19 protein-coding genes are annotated in these 18,278 nt (G+C 60.5%); 13 read left to right on the top strand and 6 right to left on the bottom strand.

Features of this window, described 5'->3' with window-relative positions; translation table 11 throughout:
* Positions 1-345 precede the first annotated feature (345 nt).
* Both tctD and tctE read left to right on the top strand, forming a co-directional pair.
* A complete protein-coding gene (gene tctD, locus NQL71_RS07455; protein WP_008055965.1) occupies positions 346-1,017 on the top strand; it encodes a two-component system response regulator TctD in 672 nt (223 codons plus the stop codon).
* Positions 1,010-2,398 carry a two-component system sensor histidine kinase TctE gene (tctE, locus tag NQL71_RS07450; protein WP_274642478.1) on the top strand — a complete coding sequence of 463 codons (1,389 nt, stop codon included), beginning with the start codon at positions 1,010-1,012 and terminating at the stop codon, positions 2,396-2,398. The genes tctD and tctE overlap by 8 nt, the downstream gene beginning before the upstream one ends.
* A gap of 103 nt (positions 2,399-2,501) precedes the next feature.
* Here the strand turns inward: tctE and NQL71_RS07445 are convergent, their stop codons facing one another.
* Together NQL71_RS07445 and ygfZ are read right to left on the bottom strand one after the other, a co-directional pair.
* On the bottom strand, positions 2,502-3,323 hold the full coding sequence (locus NQL71_RS07445) for an HDOD domain-containing protein (protein ID WP_046816750.1): 822 nt from the start codon (positions 3,321-3,323) through the stop codon (positions 2,502-2,504).
* Positions 3,324-3,358: 35 nt separating this feature from the next.
* Positions 3,359-4,300: a CAF17-like 4Fe-4S cluster assembly/insertion protein YgfZ gene (gene ygfZ, locus NQL71_RS07440; protein WP_274642477.1), complete on the bottom strand. Its 942-nt coding sequence runs from the start codon at positions 4,298-4,300 to the stop codon at positions 3,359-3,361.
* 148 nt (positions 4,301-4,448) lie between these two features.
* Between ygfZ and NQL71_RS07435 the strand changes: the two genes are divergently transcribed.
* Entirely contained in the window at positions 4,449-4,703 is a 255-nt protein-coding gene (locus NQL71_RS07435; RefSeq protein ID WP_007898624.1) for an FAD assembly factor SdhE, read from the top strand.
* The gene (locus NQL71_RS07430) at positions 4,687-5,139 is read left to right on the top strand and encodes a protein YgfX (protein WP_046816752.1); all 453 of its coding nucleotides are present in this window, start codon (positions 4,687-4,689) and stop codon (positions 5,137-5,139) included. Before NQL71_RS07435 ends, NQL71_RS07430 begins: the two co-directional genes overlap by 17 nt.
* Here the strand turns inward: NQL71_RS07430 and nadB are convergent.
* Positions 5,108-6,724, bottom strand: a complete 1,617-nt coding sequence (nadB, locus tag NQL71_RS07425; protein WP_046816753.1) for an L-aspartate oxidase — start codon at positions 6,722-6,724, stop codon at positions 5,108-5,110. The two genes, NQL71_RS07430 and nadB, sit on opposite strands and share 32 nt — an antisense overlap.
* Positions 6,725-7,281: 557 nt before the next feature.
* On the opposite strand from nadB, the gene rpoE reads away from it, so the two are divergent.
* From rpoE to NQL71_RS07405, 4 genes are all read left to right on the top strand, one after another.
* On the top strand, positions 7,282-7,863 hold the full coding sequence (gene rpoE / locus NQL71_RS07420; RefSeq protein WP_003172477.1) for an RNA polymerase sigma factor RpoE/AlgU: 582 nt from the start codon (positions 7,282-7,284) through the stop codon (positions 7,861-7,863).
* A gap of 31 nt (positions 7,864-7,894) precedes the next feature.
* A complete protein-coding gene (locus tag NQL71_RS07415) occupies positions 7,895-8,482 on the top strand; it encodes a sigma-E factor negative regulatory protein (protein ID WP_077184187.1) in 588 nt (195 codons plus the stop codon).
* Positions 8,483-8,490: 8 nt separating this feature from the next.
* Positions 8,491-9,450: a MucB/RseB C-terminal domain-containing protein gene (locus NQL71_RS07410; protein ID WP_046816755.1), complete on the top strand. Its 960-nt coding sequence runs from the start codon at positions 8,491-8,493 to the stop codon at positions 9,448-9,450.
* A 178-nt stretch (positions 9,451-9,628) separates the two neighbouring features.
* Entirely contained in the window at positions 9,629-11,056 is a 1,428-nt protein-coding gene (locus NQL71_RS07405; protein ID WP_046816756.1) for a DegQ family serine endoprotease, read from the top strand.
* Positions 11,057-11,125: 69 nt separating this feature from the next.
* On the opposite strand, the gene NQL71_RS07400 is transcribed toward NQL71_RS07405, so the two are convergent.
* Positions 11,126-12,559, bottom strand: coding sequence for a M48 family metalloprotease (locus NQL71_RS07400; RefSeq protein ID WP_046816757.1), 1,434 nt, complete (start codon positions 12,557-12,559; stop codon positions 11,126-11,128).
* A 98-nt stretch (positions 12,560-12,657) separates the two neighbouring features.
* On the opposite strand from NQL71_RS07400, the gene NQL71_RS07395 reads away from it, so the two are divergent.
* Both NQL71_RS07395 and NQL71_RS07390 read left to right on the top strand, forming a co-directional pair.
* Positions 12,658-12,897 (top strand): sulfurtransferase TusA family protein, encoded by a 240-nt coding sequence (locus tag NQL71_RS07395; RefSeq protein ID WP_020797803.1) that lies wholly within the window; start codon positions 12,658-12,660, stop codon positions 12,895-12,897.
* A gap of 31 nt (positions 12,898-12,928) precedes the next feature.
* Entirely contained in the window at positions 12,929-13,999 is a 1,071-nt protein-coding gene (locus tag NQL71_RS07390; RefSeq protein ID WP_046816758.1) for an AI-2E family transporter, read from the top strand.
* A gap of 109 nt (positions 14,000-14,108) precedes the next feature.
* On the opposite strand, the gene NQL71_RS07385 is transcribed toward NQL71_RS07390, so the two are convergent.
* Both NQL71_RS07385 and NQL71_RS07380 read right to left on the bottom strand, forming a co-directional pair.
* Entirely contained in the window at positions 14,109-14,582 is a 474-nt protein-coding gene (locus tag NQL71_RS07385) for a peroxiredoxin (protein ID WP_046816759.1), read from the bottom strand.
* Between the two features lie 10 nt (positions 14,583-14,592).
* Positions 14,593-15,153, bottom strand: coding sequence for a glycine cleavage system transcriptional repressor (locus NQL71_RS07380; RefSeq protein WP_008055980.1), 561 nt, complete (start codon positions 15,151-15,153; stop codon positions 14,593-14,595).
* A 330-nt stretch (positions 15,154-15,483) separates the two neighbouring features.
* Between NQL71_RS07380 and dapA the strand changes: the two genes are divergently transcribed.
* From dapA to NQL71_RS07365, 3 genes are read left to right on the top strand one after another with little or no spacing between them, the layout of a single operon-like run.
* Positions 15,484-16,362, top strand: coding sequence for a 4-hydroxy-tetrahydrodipicolinate synthase (dapA, locus tag NQL71_RS07375; protein WP_046816760.1), 879 nt, complete (start codon positions 15,484-15,486; stop codon positions 16,360-16,362).
* A 17-nt stretch (positions 16,363-16,379) separates the two neighbouring features.
* A complete protein-coding gene (gene bamC, locus NQL71_RS07370; protein ID WP_046816761.1) occupies positions 16,380-17,495 on the top strand; it encodes an NlpB/DapX family lipoprotein in 1,116 nt (371 codons plus the stop codon).
* Between the two features lie 4 nt (positions 17,496-17,499).
* The gene (locus tag NQL71_RS07365) at positions 17,500-18,258 is read left to right on the top strand and encodes an MBL fold metallo-hydrolase (RefSeq protein ID WP_077184183.1); all 759 of its coding nucleotides are present in this window, start codon (positions 17,500-17,502) and stop codon (positions 18,256-18,258) included.
* Positions 18,259-18,278: the final 20 nt, after the last annotated feature.

The following is an 18,278-nucleotide window of genomic DNA, read 5'->3' as shown; positions in this document are numbered from 1 at the left end:
AGCGGTTTCGCTTCGCGCAGCCGATAACGGCGCCGGCAAGCGTAAACGACGGGGAGCGGGAAAAGGGGCGGGGTGGGCAAATCTGGCGCTGGCTGGACAGCATGGCGAAGTACCTCATTATTGTTCTTATTGGCGAAAACGCATCGAGGCGTTTTTCGGGAGCTACATTTCAAAGCACGATCGATGGCTGTGATCGAAACCATCCGTGGGTCGACTCTAACGGTCGAACCTTTCGCTAACCTTTCATCGGGCTTTCACGGTTTTTCGGGCTTCACAGAGGCGGATGCCGCTGTAAACTCCGCGCCAAAGAATGGCGTCGACCATCCCTGAACGAGGTAATGATCCATGCGTGTCCTGCTCGTCGAAGACCATCTGCAGCTCGCCGAAAGCGTCGCCCAGGCGCTCAAGAGCACCGGGTTGACCGTGGATGTGCTGCACGATGGCGTCGCGGCCGACCTGGCGCTGGGTAGCGAGGAATACGCCATGGCGATTCTCGACGTCGGCCTGCCGCGCATGGATGGTTTCGAGGTGCTGGCGCGCCTGCGTGCCCGTGGCAAGAACCTTCCGGTGTTGATGCTGACCGCCCGCAGCGACGTCAAGGATCGCGTCCATGGCCTGAACCTGGGCGCCGACGATTACCTGGCCAAGCCTTTCGAGCTCACCGAGCTTGAAGCCCGGGTCAAGGCCCTGTTGCGCCGCAGCGTGTTGGGTGGCGAGCGCCTGCAACGCTGTGGTGTGCTGGCTTACGACCTGGAGACCCGGCGCTTTACCCTTGGTGAAGAATTGCTGACCCTGACCTCCCGCGAGCAGGCCGTACTCGAAGCCCTGATCGCCCGTCCCGGCCGGGTGATGAGCAAGGAGCAACTGGCCTCACAGGTCTTCGGCCTCGACGAAGAAGCCAGTCCTGACGCCATCGAAATCTACGTACACCGCTTGCGCAAGAAACTCGACGGTCACCCGGTGGCCATCGTGACGTTCCGCGGTCTCGGCTATTTGCTGGAAAGCCGTGATGCATAAGGCCAGCAGCCTGCGTTGGCGGTTGTTGTCGAACCTCGCGCTGTTGCTGGTGGTATTGATGCTGGCCAGTGGCTTGAGTGCTTACTGGAACGGGCGCGAAGCGGCCGACACGGCCTATGACCGGACATTGCTGGCCTCGGCGCGGACCATCGCCGCCGGCCTGTCCGAACGTGATGGCAGCCTCAGCCTGGACGTGCCCTACGTGGCCCTCGATACGTTCGCCTACGACAGTGCAGGGCGGATTTTCTACCTGGTCAACGACATCAACCAGAAGCTGATTTCCGGCTACGAAAACCTGCCGGCGCCGCCACCTGGAACTCCGCGCACCGACGACTACCCGGCGCTGGCGCGTTTTTACAACGCGACTTATCGGGGGCAGAACGTGCGCGTGGTCAGCCTGCTCAAGGCTGTCAGCGAGCCGAACATGAACGGCATGGCGGAGATCCGCGTGGCGGAGACCGATGAGGCCCGCGTCAGCATGGCCCGCAGCCTGGCCGGCGACACCCTGTTGCGCCTGGGCATGCTGGCGATTGGCGCCTTGATGGTTGTGTGGTTTGCGGTCAGTGCGGCGCTGCGTCCACTGGAGCGTTTGCGTACCGCGGTGGAGGAGCGCCAGCCCGATGACTTGCGGCCGCTGCCCCTGGTCGAAGTGCAGCGAGAGTTGTGGCCTCTGGTGCGTGCGCTCAATCATTTCACCGAGCGACTACGTGGACAGTTCGAAAAACAAGCGCAATTCATCGCCGATGCCGCCCACGAACTGCGCACGCCCTTGGCGGCACTCAAGGCGCGGCTGGAACTGGGCCTGCGCTCGAGCGAGCCGCAAACCTGGCGCAGCACGCTGGAAACTGCCGCCCAGGGCACCGATCGCCTGACCCATCTAGCCAATCAATTGCTCTCCCTGGCCCGGGTGGAAAACGGTGCCAGGGCGATTGCCGAGGGCGGCGCGCAATTGCTCGACCTCAGTCAATTGGCGCGTGACCTGGGCATGGCCATGGCGCCGCTGGCTCACAAGCGCGGTGTGGCCCTGGCGCTGGAAGCGGACGAACCGGTGTGGTTGCGCGGCGAACCGACGCTGCTCAACGAACTGTTGAGCAACCTGGTGGATAACGCGCTGGCCCATACGCCTGCCGGCGGCAACGTGATCTTGCGGGTGTCGGCCCCGGCGGTGCTGGAAGTCGAGGACGACGGGCCGGGGATTCCCCTCGATGAGCGTGATCGGGTGTTCGAGCGTTTCTACCGGCGCAATCAGCAGGTGGCGGGTTCAGGCCTGGGGTTGGCGATTGTCGGCGAGATCTGCCGCGCGCACCTGGCGCAGATCAGCCTGCATGACGGAGAGAAGGCGGGGCTGAAGGTGCGGGTGAGTTTTATGGCCGGGGAATGATGGGGGCTGTTCTGGCCTCTTCGCGAGCAAGCCCGCTCCCACATTGAAAGGCATTCCAATGTGGGAGCGGGCTTGCTCGCGAATGGGGCGACGCGGTGTTCGGTCAATAAAACATCAACCGCGTTTCTTCCAGGTCAGCACACATCGCCTTGTTGTCCGGATCGATCCCAAGCTTGACGAAGGCCGGTACGCCAAAGGGGTCGATGCGCGAAATCGGGTGGTCGGTGTCTTTGTGGCAGTACAGGCTGGCCACTTGGACGAGGTCGACATAATCGACCTTCGCGGACTTTCGCTTGAAGTCCAGGTAGTGCCGCGGCACCTGCACCAGCGGCTCCGGAAACTCCCAGACCCGCAGCAGCTTGTCGCCGAGCAATGGATGAATACGGTCGATCACATGGTTGAGGCTGACCGGATCGGACAACAGTTCGTAGTGATCTTCGGCGTACGTCAGGATCGGCAATACCCCGATCTGGTGCACCAGCCCGCCAAGGGCCGCCTGATCAGGCTTGAGCTGGGTGTAGTAGCGGCACAGCGCATAGCTGACGCCGGCGATTTCCAGGCTTTTGCGCCAGACATCGCGCATTTTCTGTTCGACCACGGCGGAGCGTGCATGGAAGATCTGTTCCATGACCAGGCCGATGGCCAGGTTGCTGCTGTAGTTGATGCCCAGCCGCGTGATCGCGGTGTGCAAGTCGGTGACTTCCTGTGCCGCGCGCAGCAATGGGCTGTTGACCACCTTGATCAGCCGCGCTGACAGGGCGGTGTCGCGGCCAATCACTTTGCTCAGGCTACCGATACTGATTTCCGGGTCTTCGGCGGCCTTGCGTATCTGCAAGGCCACTTCCGGTAACGTTGGCAGAACCAGGTCATCGTTATCGATGGCCTCAACCAAATCCTGTTGGACCTTTTCCGCCAGCTCTCTCATCACGCTTCTCTAGGTGTTGCAAAAAAGTACCGCGGTTAACGCTGGATTTCGCGATCGCGGTCCAGTTCATACGGCAGGTCGAGCAGGAGCAGGGCCGGGCCGTCGAGTGCGCCCAGATGAATGTCGCCGCCTTCTGCAGCTTCGGCTTGCAACACGGCCAACAGTTCAATGTGATTGGCGGCATTGGCGGCCAGCACCACTTCACCGATCGAACTGCCGTGACTCGGGGCAAACAGCTGGGTACCGGGTTCCGGGAGTTCGCCGGCATCCAGTTGCAGGCGATACAGGCGGCGCTTGAGTTTGCCCAGGTACTGCATGCGCGCGACGATTTCCTGGCCGGTGTAGCAGCCTTTCTTGAAACTCACGCCACCGACGGCTTGCAGGTTGAGCATCTGCGGGATGAACAGCTCGCGGGTGCTTGGCATCACCTGGCCGATGCCGGCGCGAATCTGGCCCAGCAGCCAATGATTGAGGTCACCTTCGCGCAGCAGGGCGGACAGCTTGTCCTTGATCCCGTCGGCTTGATCGGCGGCCACCCAGAGTTCGGCGCGTTCGGGCGAGACGCGAATGGCGATCAAGCCGTCATGGCGCACCACGCTGTCGGTCTCTGCCGGCAAATCAAGGCCGAGACTTTTCAACGCCGCATCGCCATGCTCCACGCCGAAACGCACCCAGGCAGCGCTTTCATCAGTCAGTTTGGACTTGGAAAACACCGCGTATTTTTTCAGGTCCGCCAATTGCGGTTCGAGCAACTCGCTGGCCATGGCCAGGAGTACGCCATCACCTTCGAGCAGGATGCGGAAGCTCGACTGCATCCGGCCTTTCTGCGTGCAACGCGCGCCGAGGCTGGCCTGGGTGTCGCTCAGGTAATTGAGGTTGCAGGTCAGTTGGCCTTGCAGGAATTTGCCGGCGTCCGCGCCGCGGACCGCCAGGACACCTTCATGAGACAGCGTGCAGAAAAAAGCGGAATCGGCCATGGGTCATCGCAGGGTAGAGAGTCTGGTGGACATGATAAGGGGCTGCCCTTGAAATGGGTAGTTCACAAAGGTTCGTCGTGCCCGACCAAAGCCGACTGTTCGATGGGGCGCGGGGCTGTATACTTGCGGCCTATTTGAGGAGCGCTCCATGGTCGAAGATGTTGAACTGAATCGCCTCTACTGGCACAGCCGCCGCGGCATGCTTGAGCTTGACGTGCTGCTGGTGCCGTTTGTGAAAGAGGTTTATCCGCACCTCAACGAAGTGGATCGCGCCTGCTACGTCAGGCTGCTCGAATGCGAAGATCAGGACATGTTCGGCTGGTTCATGGAGCGCGCCGAATCCGAAGACCCTGAACTTCAGCGCATGGTTCGCATGATCCTGGATCGTGTCCAGCCCAAGTAACGGGTTCGAATGCCGCTGGCATGCCTCACGGCAGTTGCTGGCGGCGTATCTTGTGGCCCAGGCGTTCGCGCTGGGTGCGTTGTACCTGCTCGCCATACCGCTCTGGGCCAGTCTGCCCGGTGCCTTGTGCTGTCTGTTGCACGGCGCCTGGACCTTGCCTCGGCAGATTTTACTGACGCACCCACAGGCATTTCGCGGCTTGCGTCGTGACGCCGATGGCTGGCAGCTGTGGAATCAGGCGAAGGGATGGCAGGCGGTACAACTGCGTCCGGATAGCCTGGCGTTGCCGTTGATCGTGGTGTTGCGCTTTCGTCTACGCGGTGAGCGGCGGCTCAGGACAATCTGCGTGCCCCGAGACTCGCAGGCGGCGGATCTGCACCGACGCCTGCGAGTACGGCTCAAGTTTAGCCGGCGTAGGTGGGCGGCACCAGGATAGTGTCCCGGGCGACCGGCAGCATGTTCGGGTAGTCGAGGGTGTAGTGCAGGCCGCGACTCTCCTTGCGCTCCATGGCTGACAGGATCATCAGCTCAGCCACCTGGGCGAGGTTGCGCAGTTCGATCAAATCCCGGCTGACCTTGTAGTTGCTGTAGAACTCGTCGATTTCGTCGAGCAACAGGCGCACCCGGTGTTGCGCCCGCTGCAGGCGCTTGTTGGTGCGCACGATGCCCACGTAGTCCCACATGAACCGGCGCAATTCGTCCCAGTTGTGCGCAATGATCACGTCTTCATCGGAATCGGTGACCTGGCTGGCGTCCCAGGCGGGCAGGGCGACCGGGGCCGAGATCTGCGGCAATTGTTCCACGATGTCCGCCGCCGCCGAGCGCGCGTAGACGAAACACTCCAGCAACGAGTTGCTGGCCATGCGGTTGGCACCGTGCAGGCCGGTGAAGCTGGTTTCGCCGATCGCGTACAGCCCTGGCACGTCGGTGCGACCTTGCTGGTCGACCATCACGCCGCCACAGGTGTAGTGCGCCGCCGGCACCACCGGGATCGGCTGTTTGGTGATGTCGATGGAAAACTCGAGGCAGCGTTCGTATACCGTGGGGAAGTGCGTCTTGATGAAGTCTTCGGATTTGTGGCTGATGTCCAGATAGACACAGTCGATGCCAAGCCGCTTCATCTCATGGTCGATGGCCCGGGCGACGATGTCCCGTGGTGCCAGTTCGGCCCTGGGGTCGAAGCGCGGCATGAAGCGTTCGCCATTGGGCAGCTTGAGGTGCGCACCCTCGCCGCGCAGGGCTTCGGTGACCAGGAAGCTCTTGGCTTGCGGGTGGTACAGGCAGGTGGGGTGGAATTGGTTGAATTCCAGGTTCGCCACCCGACAGCCCGAGCGCCAGGCCATGGCGATGCCATCACCGCAGGCGCCGTCGGGGTTGCTGGTATAGAGGTAGACCTTGGCGGCACCGCCGGAGGCGAGGATCACGAAACGGGCGCCGTAGGTGTCGACTTCACCGGTGCCACGGTTGAGCACGTAGGCACCCAGGCAGCGATCGCCTTCAAGGCCCAGGCGCTTTTCGGTAATCAGGTCGACTGCGACCCGCTGTTCCAGCAATTCGATGTTCGGCCGTTGCTGGGCCTGGGTGAGCAGCGTCCGGAAAATCGCCGCGCCGGTGGCATCGGCGGCATGGATGATGCGCCGATGGCTGTGTCCGCCCTCACGGGTCAGGTGGAACTCGAATCCGCCATCTTCGGTGCCGGACTGTTCATCGCGGGTAAACGGCACGCCCTGGTCGATCAGCCATTGAATGGCCTCTCTGCTGTGCTCGACGGTAAAGCGCACGGCATCTTCGTGACATAGCCCGCCACCGGCGTTGAGGGTGTCATCGACGTGAGACTCGACAGTGTCGGTGTCATCCAGTACGGCGGCGACCCCTCCCTGGGCCCAGAACGTCGAGCCATTGGCGAGGTCGCCTTTGCTCAATACGGCGATGCGCAAATGACCGGGCAAGGTCAGCGCAAGGCTCAAGCCGGCAGCACCGCTGCCGATTACCAGGACATCGTGTTGAAACTGTTGGCTCATTTCAGGATTCCGCTCAAAGCGACCCGGGTCGGGGTAGGTGCCAGACATCTGGACAGGCATGCCCGGCAGCCGCACAGCCCACTAGTATATAGAGGGGGGGAGCGGCACAATAGCCGAGCCGATATGGCATTGTGAAACTACTGTGACGGAAAACGGCCGACGCTTCGTCGGATGTTTTTTCCACCGGTTCGGCGACAAGCGAACTGTATCGTGGATTTAACACTCTTTTTCGCTTCAGGGTTGCACAATGTCGATTTCGGGCAGCTATATTTTTTGGAACTTTTGCCAAAGGCCCAAGATCAATAGACGGTTGCCTGAATCAAGGGACAGTGTCGGTTTCATCGCAGGATGGCGGTTGGAATCCTTGCCGGCGAAACCGATGACAAGATTATTCGCGCAGCCGGGGAATCTCGCGCTGCGTTTTTCGTGCGTGCCGAATCAGAGCCCGCAGGAAACTTGCCTGGAGGGGGAGAACTTTTGCGAAAAGCCCGAGTCTATGTTTGCAAGCCCGGTCGTTTAGTAATGCAAGCCTCCTCCGAGCTTATCGAGGAGTGTTCATGCTAACCCAGGAAGAGGATCAGCAGCTGGTCGAACGCGTTCAGCGCGGCGACAAGCGTGCATTCGATCTGCTAGTGCTGAAATACCAGCACAAAATTCTCGGGTTGATCGTGCGTTTTGTGCACGACACCCATGAAGCCCAGGATGTAGCGCAGGAAGCCTTTATCAAGGCCTATCGTGCACTTGGTAATTTTCGCGGAGACAGCGCGTTTTATACGTGGCTTTACCGCATCGCCATCAACACGGCGAAGAACTATCTGGTTTCACGCGGCCGTCGGCCGCCGGATAGCGATGTCAGTTCCGAGGATGCAGAGTTCTACGATGGCGATCATGGCCTCAAGGATCTCGAGTCGCCAGAACGGGCTTTGCTGCGGGATGAGATCGAAGGCACCGTCCATCGAACCATTCAGCAACTGCCAGAAGATTTGCGTACGGCTTTAACTTTACGCGAATTCGATGGTCTGAGTTACGAGGACATTGCGAGCGTCATGCAATGTCCGGTGGGTACCGTGCGCTCCCGGATCTTCCGCGCCCGGGAGGCCATCGATAAAGCCCTGCAGCCGTTGTTGCAGGAAAACTAAAGACAGCGGCGACAGCCAAGAGAGGAACGCCATGAGTCGTGAAGCCCTGCAGGAATCGCTGTCCGCAGTGATGGATAACGAAGCGGACGAATTGGAATTGCGTCGGGTACTGAGTGCCTGTGACGATGTTGAAACCCGTGAAACCTGGGCTCGTTATCAGATCGCTCGGGCAGTGATGCACAAAGACCTGCTGCTTCCACGCCTGGATATTGCCGCGGCTGTTTCTGCTGCATTGGCTGACGAAGCCGTACCGGCAAAAGCCACCCGTGGTCCATGGCGCAGCCTGGGTCGCCTGGCCGTTGCCGCTTCGGTGACCCTGGCGGTATTGGCAGGTGTTCGCCTGTACAACCAGGACGAGATCGCTGGCGTCGAACTGGCGCAGCAATCCACCCAACCTGGCCTGGCAGTTCCACAAGTCAAGGGCCCGGCTGTTCTGGCAGGCTACAATGAGAGTTCGGAAGCCACTGGTCCGATGGCCAATGGTGTATTGCAAGGTCAACCAGGCTGGAATGATCAACGTCTGCCTGGCTACTTGCGCCAACACGCTCAACAGGCTGCACTGAAAGGTACCGAGAGCGCTCTGCCTTACGCTCGTGCAGCAAGCCTGGAAAACCGTTAAGGAGGATCATGCGCGCCATACCTCTACTTACGCTTTTGCTCGGTGGCTGGTTCATTGTTCCAGCCCACGCCGATCAGGCTCAAGACTGGTTGACCCGTCTGAGCCAGGCCGAGCAGCAGCAAAGCTTTCAAGGTACTTTTGTCTACGAGCGTAACGGTAGTTTTTCTACCCACAACATCTGGCACCGCGTCCAGGATGGCAAAGTCCGCGAGCGTTTGATCCAGCTCGACGGTTCCGCTCAGGAAGTCGTGCGCATTGATGGACGTACTCAATGCGTAAGCGGCAACCTGATGGCAGGGCTGGGGGATACCTCCAACTCGCCAGCTCGTTCACTTGATCCACAAAAGCTCAAGAATTGGTATGACCTTGCTGTCATTGGCAAGTCGCGCGTGGCCGGGCGTCCGGCAGTGATTGTCTCGCTGACACCCCGTGACCAGCATCGCTACGGTTTTGAACTGCATCTGGACCAGGAAACCGGCCTGCCCCTGAAGTCATTGCTGCTGGATGATAAAGGACGGCTGCTGGAGCGCTTCCAGTTCACCCGACTCGACCCCTCTACGGTTCCCACCGACAGCGACCTGCAGGCAGGCACCGAGTGCAAGCCGGTCAAGCTCGACAGCGACAAGGCGTCGGCGGTCAAGGAGGCGCGGGTCTGGCATTCCGACTGGGTGCCACCGGGTTTCGAATTGACCAGCAGTACAGTACGCAAAAATCCCGAGACCAAGGCCCAGGTCAGCAGCCTGATGTATGACGATGGCCTCGCGCGCTTCTCGGTATTCCTGGAGCCTTTGAGCGGTTCAGGTGTCACCGACACCCGTACGCAACTGGGTCCGACCGTTGCCGTCTCCCGGCGCTTGAGCACGCCGCAAGGCGAGATGGTGGTGACGGTAGTGGGTGAGATCCCGATCGGCACCGCTGAACGGATAGCCTTGTCCATGCGCACCGACGCCGCTGCAACCCAGCAGTGACGTTAAATCGAAATGTTTAGTGAGCATTTCAATTTGCAAATCCCTCCAATATTTTTTATAGGTCAGAGCCCCTCGGCTCTGGCCTTGTTTGTTGTTCCCGGAACAAAAATACCGGCGTATCGTTCCCGGTGTTCCTTGCTCCATATCGCTTAACCATGCTCGTCGTAACGGGAGCCGTATGTCGATACCACGCTTGAAGTCTTACCTCTCCATTTTTGCCACCGTGCTGGTGCTCGGTCAGGCGGTCGCTGTTCAGGCGGTCGAATTACCTGATTTCACGCAACTGGTTGAGCAGGCGTCGCCTGCGGTGGTAAACATCAGTACTACGCAAAAACTGCCTGAGCGCAGAGTGAACCAGCAGATGCCCGACCTCGAAGGCTTGCCGCCGATGCTGCGCGAGTTTTTCGAGCGCGGCATGCCGCCGGAGCCTCGGTCCCCCCGTGGTGATCGCCAGCGCGAAGCGCAATCGTTGGGTTCGGGCTTCATCATTTCGCCTGACGGCTACATCCTGACCAACAATCATGTGATTGCCGATGCCGACGAAATCCTCGTGCGTCTGTCCGACCGCAGTGAAATGAAGGCCAAGCTGATCGGCACCGATCCGCGCTCCGACGTGGCGCTACTGAAAATCGAAGCCAAGGATCTTCCGGTCCTGAAACTGGGCAAGTCCCAGGATCTGAAAGCCGGGCAATGGGTCGTGGCAATCGGCTCGCCGTTCGGTTTCGACCATACCGTGACCCAGGGTATCGTCAGTGCTGTCGGACGTAGCCTGCCCAATGAAAACTACGTGCCGTTCATCCAGACTGACGTGCCTATCAACCCGGGTAACTCGGGTGGGCCGCTGTTCAACCTCAATGGTGAAGTGGTCGGGATCAACTCGCAGATCTACACCCGTTCCGGCGGCTTCATGGGTGTATCGTTCGCGATCCCTATCGATGTGGCCATGGACGTGTCCAATCAGCTGAAAAGCGGCGGCAAGGTAAGCCGTGGCTGGCTGGGTGTGGTGATTCAGGAAGTGAACAAGGACCTGGCGGAATCGTTCGGCCTGGATAAACCGGCCGGTGCACTGGTCGCTCAGATCCAGGATGACGGCCCGGCTGCCAAGGGCGGTTTGCAGGTAGGCGATGTGATCCTGACCATGAATGGCCAGCCGATCGTCATGTCCGCCGATCTGCCACATCTGGTGGGCGCATTGAAGGCGGGCTCCAAGGCCAATCTGGAAGTGATCCGTGAAGGCAAGCGCAAGAATGTCGAGCTGACTGTTGGCGCAATCCCGGAAGAAGGCAAGGAGCTGGACGACCTGCCGCAGTCGAGCATCGAGCGCAGCAGCAACCGCCTTGGCGTCGCTGTGGCCGAGCTGACGGACGAACAGAAGAAAACCTACGACCTCAAGGGTGGCGTGGTGATCAAGGAAGTCCAGGACGGTCCTGCGTCGATGATCGGCCTGCAGCCAGGCGATATCATCACTCACCTGAACAATCAGGCGATCGGTTCGGCCAAGGAGTTCACGGACATTGCCAAGGCGTTGCCGAAGAATCGTTCGGTGTCGATGCGCGTACTGCGCCAGAACCGTGCGAGCTTCATCACCTTCAAGCTGGCTGAATAATCTGCTGGTTGGCTGAATGAAAAAACCGCCTCGAAAGAGGCGGTTTTTTTTTGCGGGTGCGCAAACTTGTCAGCCCATCATGTCCTTGATCATGCGTTCCTGCTCCATCAGCTCGCGCTGGCGGGCATCGATGCGCGAGGACAGAGGGAAGTTCGTGCCGGCTTTGCGTTTGGCAAAGTCCAGCTGCTGGATGGCCTGGCGATAGTCGCCCACCAGCGCGAAATACTCGGCGCGCGCCTGGTGCAGGCCAATGATATTGCCTGACAGTCCGCGTGTTTCGGCGACCTGATACCACACATCCGGATCGTCCGGACGCGATTTGAGCAGGCCTTCGAGGGCCTTTTCGGCATCGGCGGCGCGGTTCTGTTTCAGCAACAGGTCGACGCGAACCTGGTTCAGCGGATAATTGCCGGGGTACTGCGCCAGCATCCGGTCCACCCGGGACTGTGCATCCGGCAGGCGATTGTTGGTGATGTCCAGATCGACCTGGGCGAGGTTGTAGATGATCTCGTTCGGCGCCTTGGCCAGCAGCAACTTGAGGTTTTCCCGTGCTTCGTTCAGCTGGCCACCCTTGATCTGGGCGATCGCAAGACCGTAGCGCGCCACATCGCTTTTCGGGTTTTCATCCAGCAGGGCGCGGAAACGCTTGGCGCCCAGGCCCGGGGTTTCTTCATAGATCAGCTGCACCCGTGCGCGAATCAACTGATAGCGCAGGGTGTCTTCGATGCCGCCTTGCGGGGCCTGCTCGGCACGGTTGCGGGTGTCAGCGATACGTGATTCGGTCACCGGGTGAGTCAGCAGGAATTCCGGTGGCTTGGCGTCGAAGCGGTACTGGCGCCCCAGGCGTTCGAACATGGTGGGCATGGAGCGCGGGTCGTAGCCGGCCTTTTCCAGATTGACGATGCCGATGCGATCGGCTTCCTGTTCGTTTTGCCGAGAGAATCGCCGCTGCTCCTGGATAGCCGCCGCCTGCGTCCCTGCAATCGCCGCAATACCGGCATCGCCGCCACCGGCCGCCGCGATCACGATACCGGCCAGCAACGCGGCCATCATTGGTACTTGCATGCGTTGCTGGGCCTCGACGCCACGGGCAAAGTGGCGCTGCGACAAGTGAGCCAATTCGTGAGCCAGTACCGAGGCATATTCGCCTTCGGTCTGCGCATTGAGGAACAGGCCGCCGTTGACCCCGACAATTCCGCCGGGCGCCGCGAACGCGTTGAGTTGCGGGCTGTTGATCAGGATGAACTCCAGGCGCCGGTCATTGACCTGGCTGGTCTCCACCAGGCGGTAGACGCTGGACTCGACGTAGTCCTTGAGCTGCGGGTCGTTGAGCTGCGCCACCTGGCTGCGCAACAGGGCAAGCCAGGCGCGGCCCAATTGGTATTCCTGTTGCGGCGAGACAATGGCAGAACTGGCGTCGCCGAGTGACGGCAGGTCGTCGGCGAAGCCCGGTGAGGCGAGCAGGCAAGCGAGCGTCAGCAGGGTAGGGCGCAAAAAAGTCATGCACAGAGCCTTAGTCGACAAAGAGCTTACTGTAGCCGGACACCAGCCTTGCGACCAGATATTCTAGGTAACTCAACCACCTGACCCGGAGTGATGCAATGATCGACGCTGTAGCCCATGATGTTGAGCTCGACGCCAGTGGCCTCAATTGCCCCTTGCCGTTGCTCAAGGCCAAGATGGAACTTAACCGGATGGCCAGTGGCGCGGTGCTCAAGGTCATTGCCACCGATGCGGGTTCGCAGCGTGATTTCCGCACCTTTGCCCGATTGGCCGGTCATACGCTGCTTCGTGAAGAAGATGAAGCGGGCATTTACCGTTACTGGTTGAAAAAAGCCTGAAACCTGCTGCGTTCGTTCTTAAGGATTATTGATGTTCAAAGTGTTGCGCGACTGGATTCAGCGCTATTTCTCCGACGAAGAAGCCGTGGTTCTGGCGGTCCTGTTGTTCCTGGCATTCACCGCCGTGCTGACCTTGGGCGGAATGCTCGCGCCGGTGCTGGCGGGGATGGTACTGGCCTACCTGATGCAGGGCCTGGTGGTGAGCCTCGAGCGCTTGCGGGTGCCGGGTGGCGTCGCGGTGGGGCTGGTCTTCGCGCTATTCATGGGGCTGCTGCTGGTGTTCATGGTGGTCGTGGTGCCGTTGCTCTGGCATCAACTGATCACTCTTTTCAACGAATTGCCTGGCATGCTCGCCAAGTGGCAGACGCTGTTGCTGTTGCTGCCGGAGCGCTACCCGCACCTGGTGTCCGACGAGCAGGTGCTGCAGGCCATCGAAGTGGCGCGGGGCGAGATCGGCAAGTTTGGCCAATGGGCGCTGACGTTTTCGCTGTCCAGCCTGCCCCTGCTGGTCAACATCATGATCTACCTGGTGCTGGTGCCGATCCTGGTGTTCTTCTTTCTCAAGGACCGGGAGATGATCGGCCAGTGGGTGCGCGGCTACCTGCCCCGCGAGCGGGCGCTGATCACCCGCGTCGCCCGTGAGATGAACCGACAGATCGCCAACTACATTCGTGGCAAAGTCATCGAGATCTTCATTTGTGGTGGGGTGACCTACGTCGCCTTTGTGGTCCTGGACCTCAACTACGCGGCGCTGCTGGCCTTGCTGGTGGGCATCTCGGTGGTCGTGCCCTACGTGGGGGCGGTGGTGGTCACCGTGCCAGTGTTCCTGATTGCGCTGTTCCAGTGGGGCTGGAGCGATCAGTTCATTTATCTGATGGCGGTGTACGGGATTATCCAGACGCTGGACGGTAACGTGCTGGTGCCGTTGCTGTTCTCGGAAGCGGTAAACCTGCATCCGGTGGCGATCATCTGCGCGGTGTTGTTGTTTGGCGGGCTATGGGGCTTCTGGGGGGTGTTCTTTGCGATTCCCCTGGCGACGCTGTTCAAGGCCGTGCTGGATGCGTGGCCGCGCAAGGAGCCGGTGGTGGCGCCGCTCCTTTGAATACGGGCTTTGAGGGCCTCTTCGCTGGCAAGCCAGCTCCTACAAGGTGCGCGCGACCATTGTAGGAGCTGGCTTGCCAGCGAAGGCGTCAGAACAGACATCCAATTAATCAGGCTTGGTTAAGGGCCTGTGCCGCCGCCAACACCGCATCCACATGCCCCGGTACCTTCACGCCACGCCATTCCTGACGCAGCACACCGTCCTTGTCGATCAGGAACGTGCTGCGATCCACGCCCATGTATTCCTTGCCATAGAGCTTTTTCAGCTTGATCACATCAAACAGCTGGCAGAGCGCTTCTTCCTTGTCGCTGATCAGCTCGAAGGTAAAGGCCTGCTTGGCCTTGAAGTTCTCATGGGACTTGAGGCTGTCGCGGGACACACCGAACACTTCGGTGTTGGCCGCCTTGAAGGCGTCCAGCTGATCGCGAAAGCCCTGGCCCTGGGTGGTGCAGCCCGGCGTGCTGTCCTTGGGGTAGAAGTAGATGACTACCTGCTTGCCCTTGAGGTCGGCGAGGCGCACGGTTTGCCCGCTGGTGGCGGGTGCTTCGAAGTCGGCAACCGGTTGGTCGAGTGCAACGGCCATGAATGCTTCCTTACATTGGGTTCTGTGGACGCCATGGTTCGATCAGGGCGTCGAGGTTCAGTGCGTCGGCGAAGTCGAGGAACTGGTCGCGCAACCAGCTGATTTGCACACCGGCCGGCAAGGTCACGGTAAACGTGGCGTTGAGCATGGTGCCGCCGGTCTGAGGCGCCTGATAGGTGTCACAGGTCAGGTTTTCCAGCTCGACGTTGTGATCCATGAAGAACTGGCACAGCTCGTTGATGATGTCCGAGCGGTAGGCCGAGCTGACATAGGCCACGTAGGGCAACGCCTGGGGACGGTTTTCCAGGGCCGCGCTGCGGACCACATTGACGGTGAAGGCGTGCCGCTTTGCCAGGGTCGGCAGGCTGCCTTCCAGGCGAGCCAGGGCGTCCCAGCTGCCAGAGATTTCGAGGACCAGCGCACTGCACTCGCCATGACGGGTCAGGCGGGAGGTGACCACGGCGCAGCGATTTTCATGGCTGGCGCGGCACAGGACGTTAGTCAGCTCCATGGGGTTGGCGCCGAGGGCACTGATGACAAGGAATTGTTCGCGAACTGTGGGGGTGGACATGCAGCATTCCTAAAGCGATGAGCGGTCGGTACTTCTATCGGCGGGTTTTGCCGGGAGCGAGCCTGCGCATGCGAATTCGCAAAGCCTCGGGCACAAGGTCGCAACGTGGCTCCAGAGCGGCAGGAGCGGGGGTGGCAACCCTGGATCGGGGGCTTGTGATGTCGAAAATGGAGGCGCAAACCCGAAATACGAGCTTAGCAGTATCGATCAAAGTCTGAAGGGTAGCGAAAAGCAGCGCCAAGGGGAATGGCGGCAGCGCAGTACTTCGCTTGTACAAGCATCTTGGCGCCAGTACCATTACGGCTCTCTTTTTCCGGCAGGAGCGGTTGCATGATTGCGGGCAGTATGGTGGCACTGGTCACACCCATGGATGCACAAGGTCGTCTCGACTGGGACAGCTTGAGCAAACTGGTGGACTTTCACCTGCAAAACGGCACCCACGCCATCGTGGCGGTCGGCACTACAGGTGAATCGGCCACCCTTGATGTGAGCGAACACATCGAAGTGATCCGTCGCGTAGTCAAGCAGGTCAACGGCCGCATTCCGGTCATCGCCGGTACCGGCGCCAACTCGACTCGCGAGGCGATCGAGCTGACCACCAATGCGAAGAACGCTGGCGCCGATGCTTGCCTGCTGGTCACGCCGTACTACAACAAGCCGACCCAGGAAGGCCTGTACCAGCACTTCAAGGCGATCGCCGAAGCCGTCGACATCCCGCAGATCCTCTACAACGTGCCAGGCCGCACCGCTTGCGACATGCTGGCCGAGACCGTGATCCGCCTGTCGACCGTCAAGAACATCATCGGTATCAAGGAAGCCACCGGCGACCTGCAGCGCGCCAAGGCCATCATCGACGGCGTCGACAGCAACTTCCTGGTGATCTCCGGTGACGACGCCACCGCTGTCGAACTGATCCTGCTGGGCGGTAAAGGCAACATTTCGGTGACGGCCAACGTCGCCCCGCGTGACATGGCCGACCTGTGCATTGCTGCACTGAACGGCGAAGCCGAGAAGGCCCGCGCCATTCACCAAAAACTGATGCCACTCAATAAAACCCTGTTTATCGAGTCCAATCCAATTCCCGTGAAATGGGCGCTGCATGAAATGGGCCTGATGCCGGACGGAATCCGTCTGCCGCTCACCTGGCTCAGCGCCGAATGTCACGAACCGCTGCGGCAGGCCATGCGCCAGTCCGGCGTCCTGGTTTAATTGAGGAAGTACAACGCATGAAGCGAATGGCCGGACTTTCCGCGCTTGCCTTGATCATCTCCAGCACCAGTGGCTGTGGATGGCTCTGGGGCCCGGATGGTTATTTCCGTGACCGTGGTAGCGACTACCTGGAAGCGCAACAGACTGCACCGATGCAATTGCCACCGGATATCACCACCGCCAAGCGCCTGGATCCGCTGTTGCCGATTCCGCGCAACGTCGCCGATGACACCGCCAAGGGCGAATACGTCGTACCGCGGCCTCAGCCATTGACGGCCGCCGCCGACGCCAGCGCCTACTCGCTGCAAAAGAGCGGCGATACGCGCTCGATCCTGGCGCAGAACCCGCCAGCGGAAGCCTGGCCCGTGGCCGTACAGTTCTTTCAGGACAACGGTTTCCGCCTGGACGAACAGCGTCCGCAAACCGGCGAGTTCACCACCACCTGGCAGCATTCCGACGAACTGTCCGCCGCAATGGCCAAGCGCCTGAGCGCAGCCGGCGTCGCCTCTGACAGCGAAATCCGTGCCCGGGTACGTATCGAGCCGGGTGTACAGCGCAATACCAGTGAAATCTACGTGGTTACCGCCGAGCGTCCTGCCGGCAGCACTGCCGATGTCGCCTTTACCAACCGTTCGGTCAACACTGGCCTGGACGCGGCACTGGTCGACGACATGCTGGCGAGCATGAGCCGTATCTCCGAGAAGGGCGGTTCGGTGTCCATGCTGGCGTCCCGTGACTTTGACGCGCCAAGCCGCATCAGCCTGAGCGAAGATGGTAGCGGCAACCCGGTGCTGAACGTCGGTACCGACCTGGATCGTGCCTGGTCGAGCGTCGGTCGTGCGCTGGAGCAAGGCGAATGGCGGGTTGAAGACATCAACCGCAGCCTTGGCCTGTACTACATCAACCTCGCTGAAAAAGCCGAGAAGAAAGACGACAAGCCCGGGTTCTTCAGCGGCCTGTTCGGCAGCGCGCCGAGCAAGGAAGAAGTCGAGTCCCGTGCCGAGCGCTATCAGGTTCGCCTGAGCAAGGTCGGCGAGAACGTCCAGGTCACCGTCGAGAAAAACATCAACACCGTGGCGCCGGCTGACGTGGCGCGCAAAGTGTTGAGCGTGATTCAGGACAATTTGGGCTGATCACATGCGTTTTGCCGTTCTCGGCAGCGGTAGCCAAGGGAATGGCACGCTGATAGCCAGCGCTGATACGTATGTGCTGGTGGATTGTGGTTTCTCCCTGCGGGAAACCGAAAAACGCTTGCTGCGCCTGGGTGTAGACCCTGCGCAGTTGAGCGCGATACTCGTGACCCACGAACATGCCGACCACGTGCATGGCGTGGGTTTGCTGTCTCGGCGCTACAATCTGCCTGTCTACCTCAGTCGCGGCACCCTGCGCGGGATGCGCAAGCCGGTCGAGCCCGCGGGCTTCCTGGCCGGTGGCGAACAACTGCAGATCGGCAGCTTGAGCATTGGTGTCATTGCCGTGGCCCACGATGCGCAGGAGCCGACGCAATACGTGTTCAGTGACGGTGAGCGGCGCTTCGGCCTGTTGACCGACCTGGGCTCATATTGCGACAAGGTGCTGGAAGGCTACCGCGACCTCGATGCATTGATGATCGAGGCCAACCATTGCCGGGACATGCTGGCCCGCGGTCATTACCCGTACTTTCTCAAGCAACGGGTGGGCGGTGAGCTGGGACATTTGAACAACCATCAGGCGGCATTCCTGGTGTCCGAGTTGGGCTGGAAAGACCTGCAACACCTGGTCCTGGCCCATCTGAGCAGCAAGAACAACCTGCCGCGGCTGGCCCGGCAATGTTTTGTCGACACCCTTGGGTGCGACCCGGACTGGCTGCAACTGGCCGATCAAGATTCAGGGCTCGACTGGCGTCACATCGCCTAGCCCACCTACTTAGCAAGCGG

Source organism: Pseudomonas serbica (assembly GCF_028823535.1).
Classification (GTDB): domain Bacteria; phylum Pseudomonadota; class Gammaproteobacteria; order Pseudomonadales; family Pseudomonadaceae; genus Aquipseudomonas; species Aquipseudomonas serbica.
This window is presented reverse-complemented; position numbering and strand designations above follow the sequence as displayed.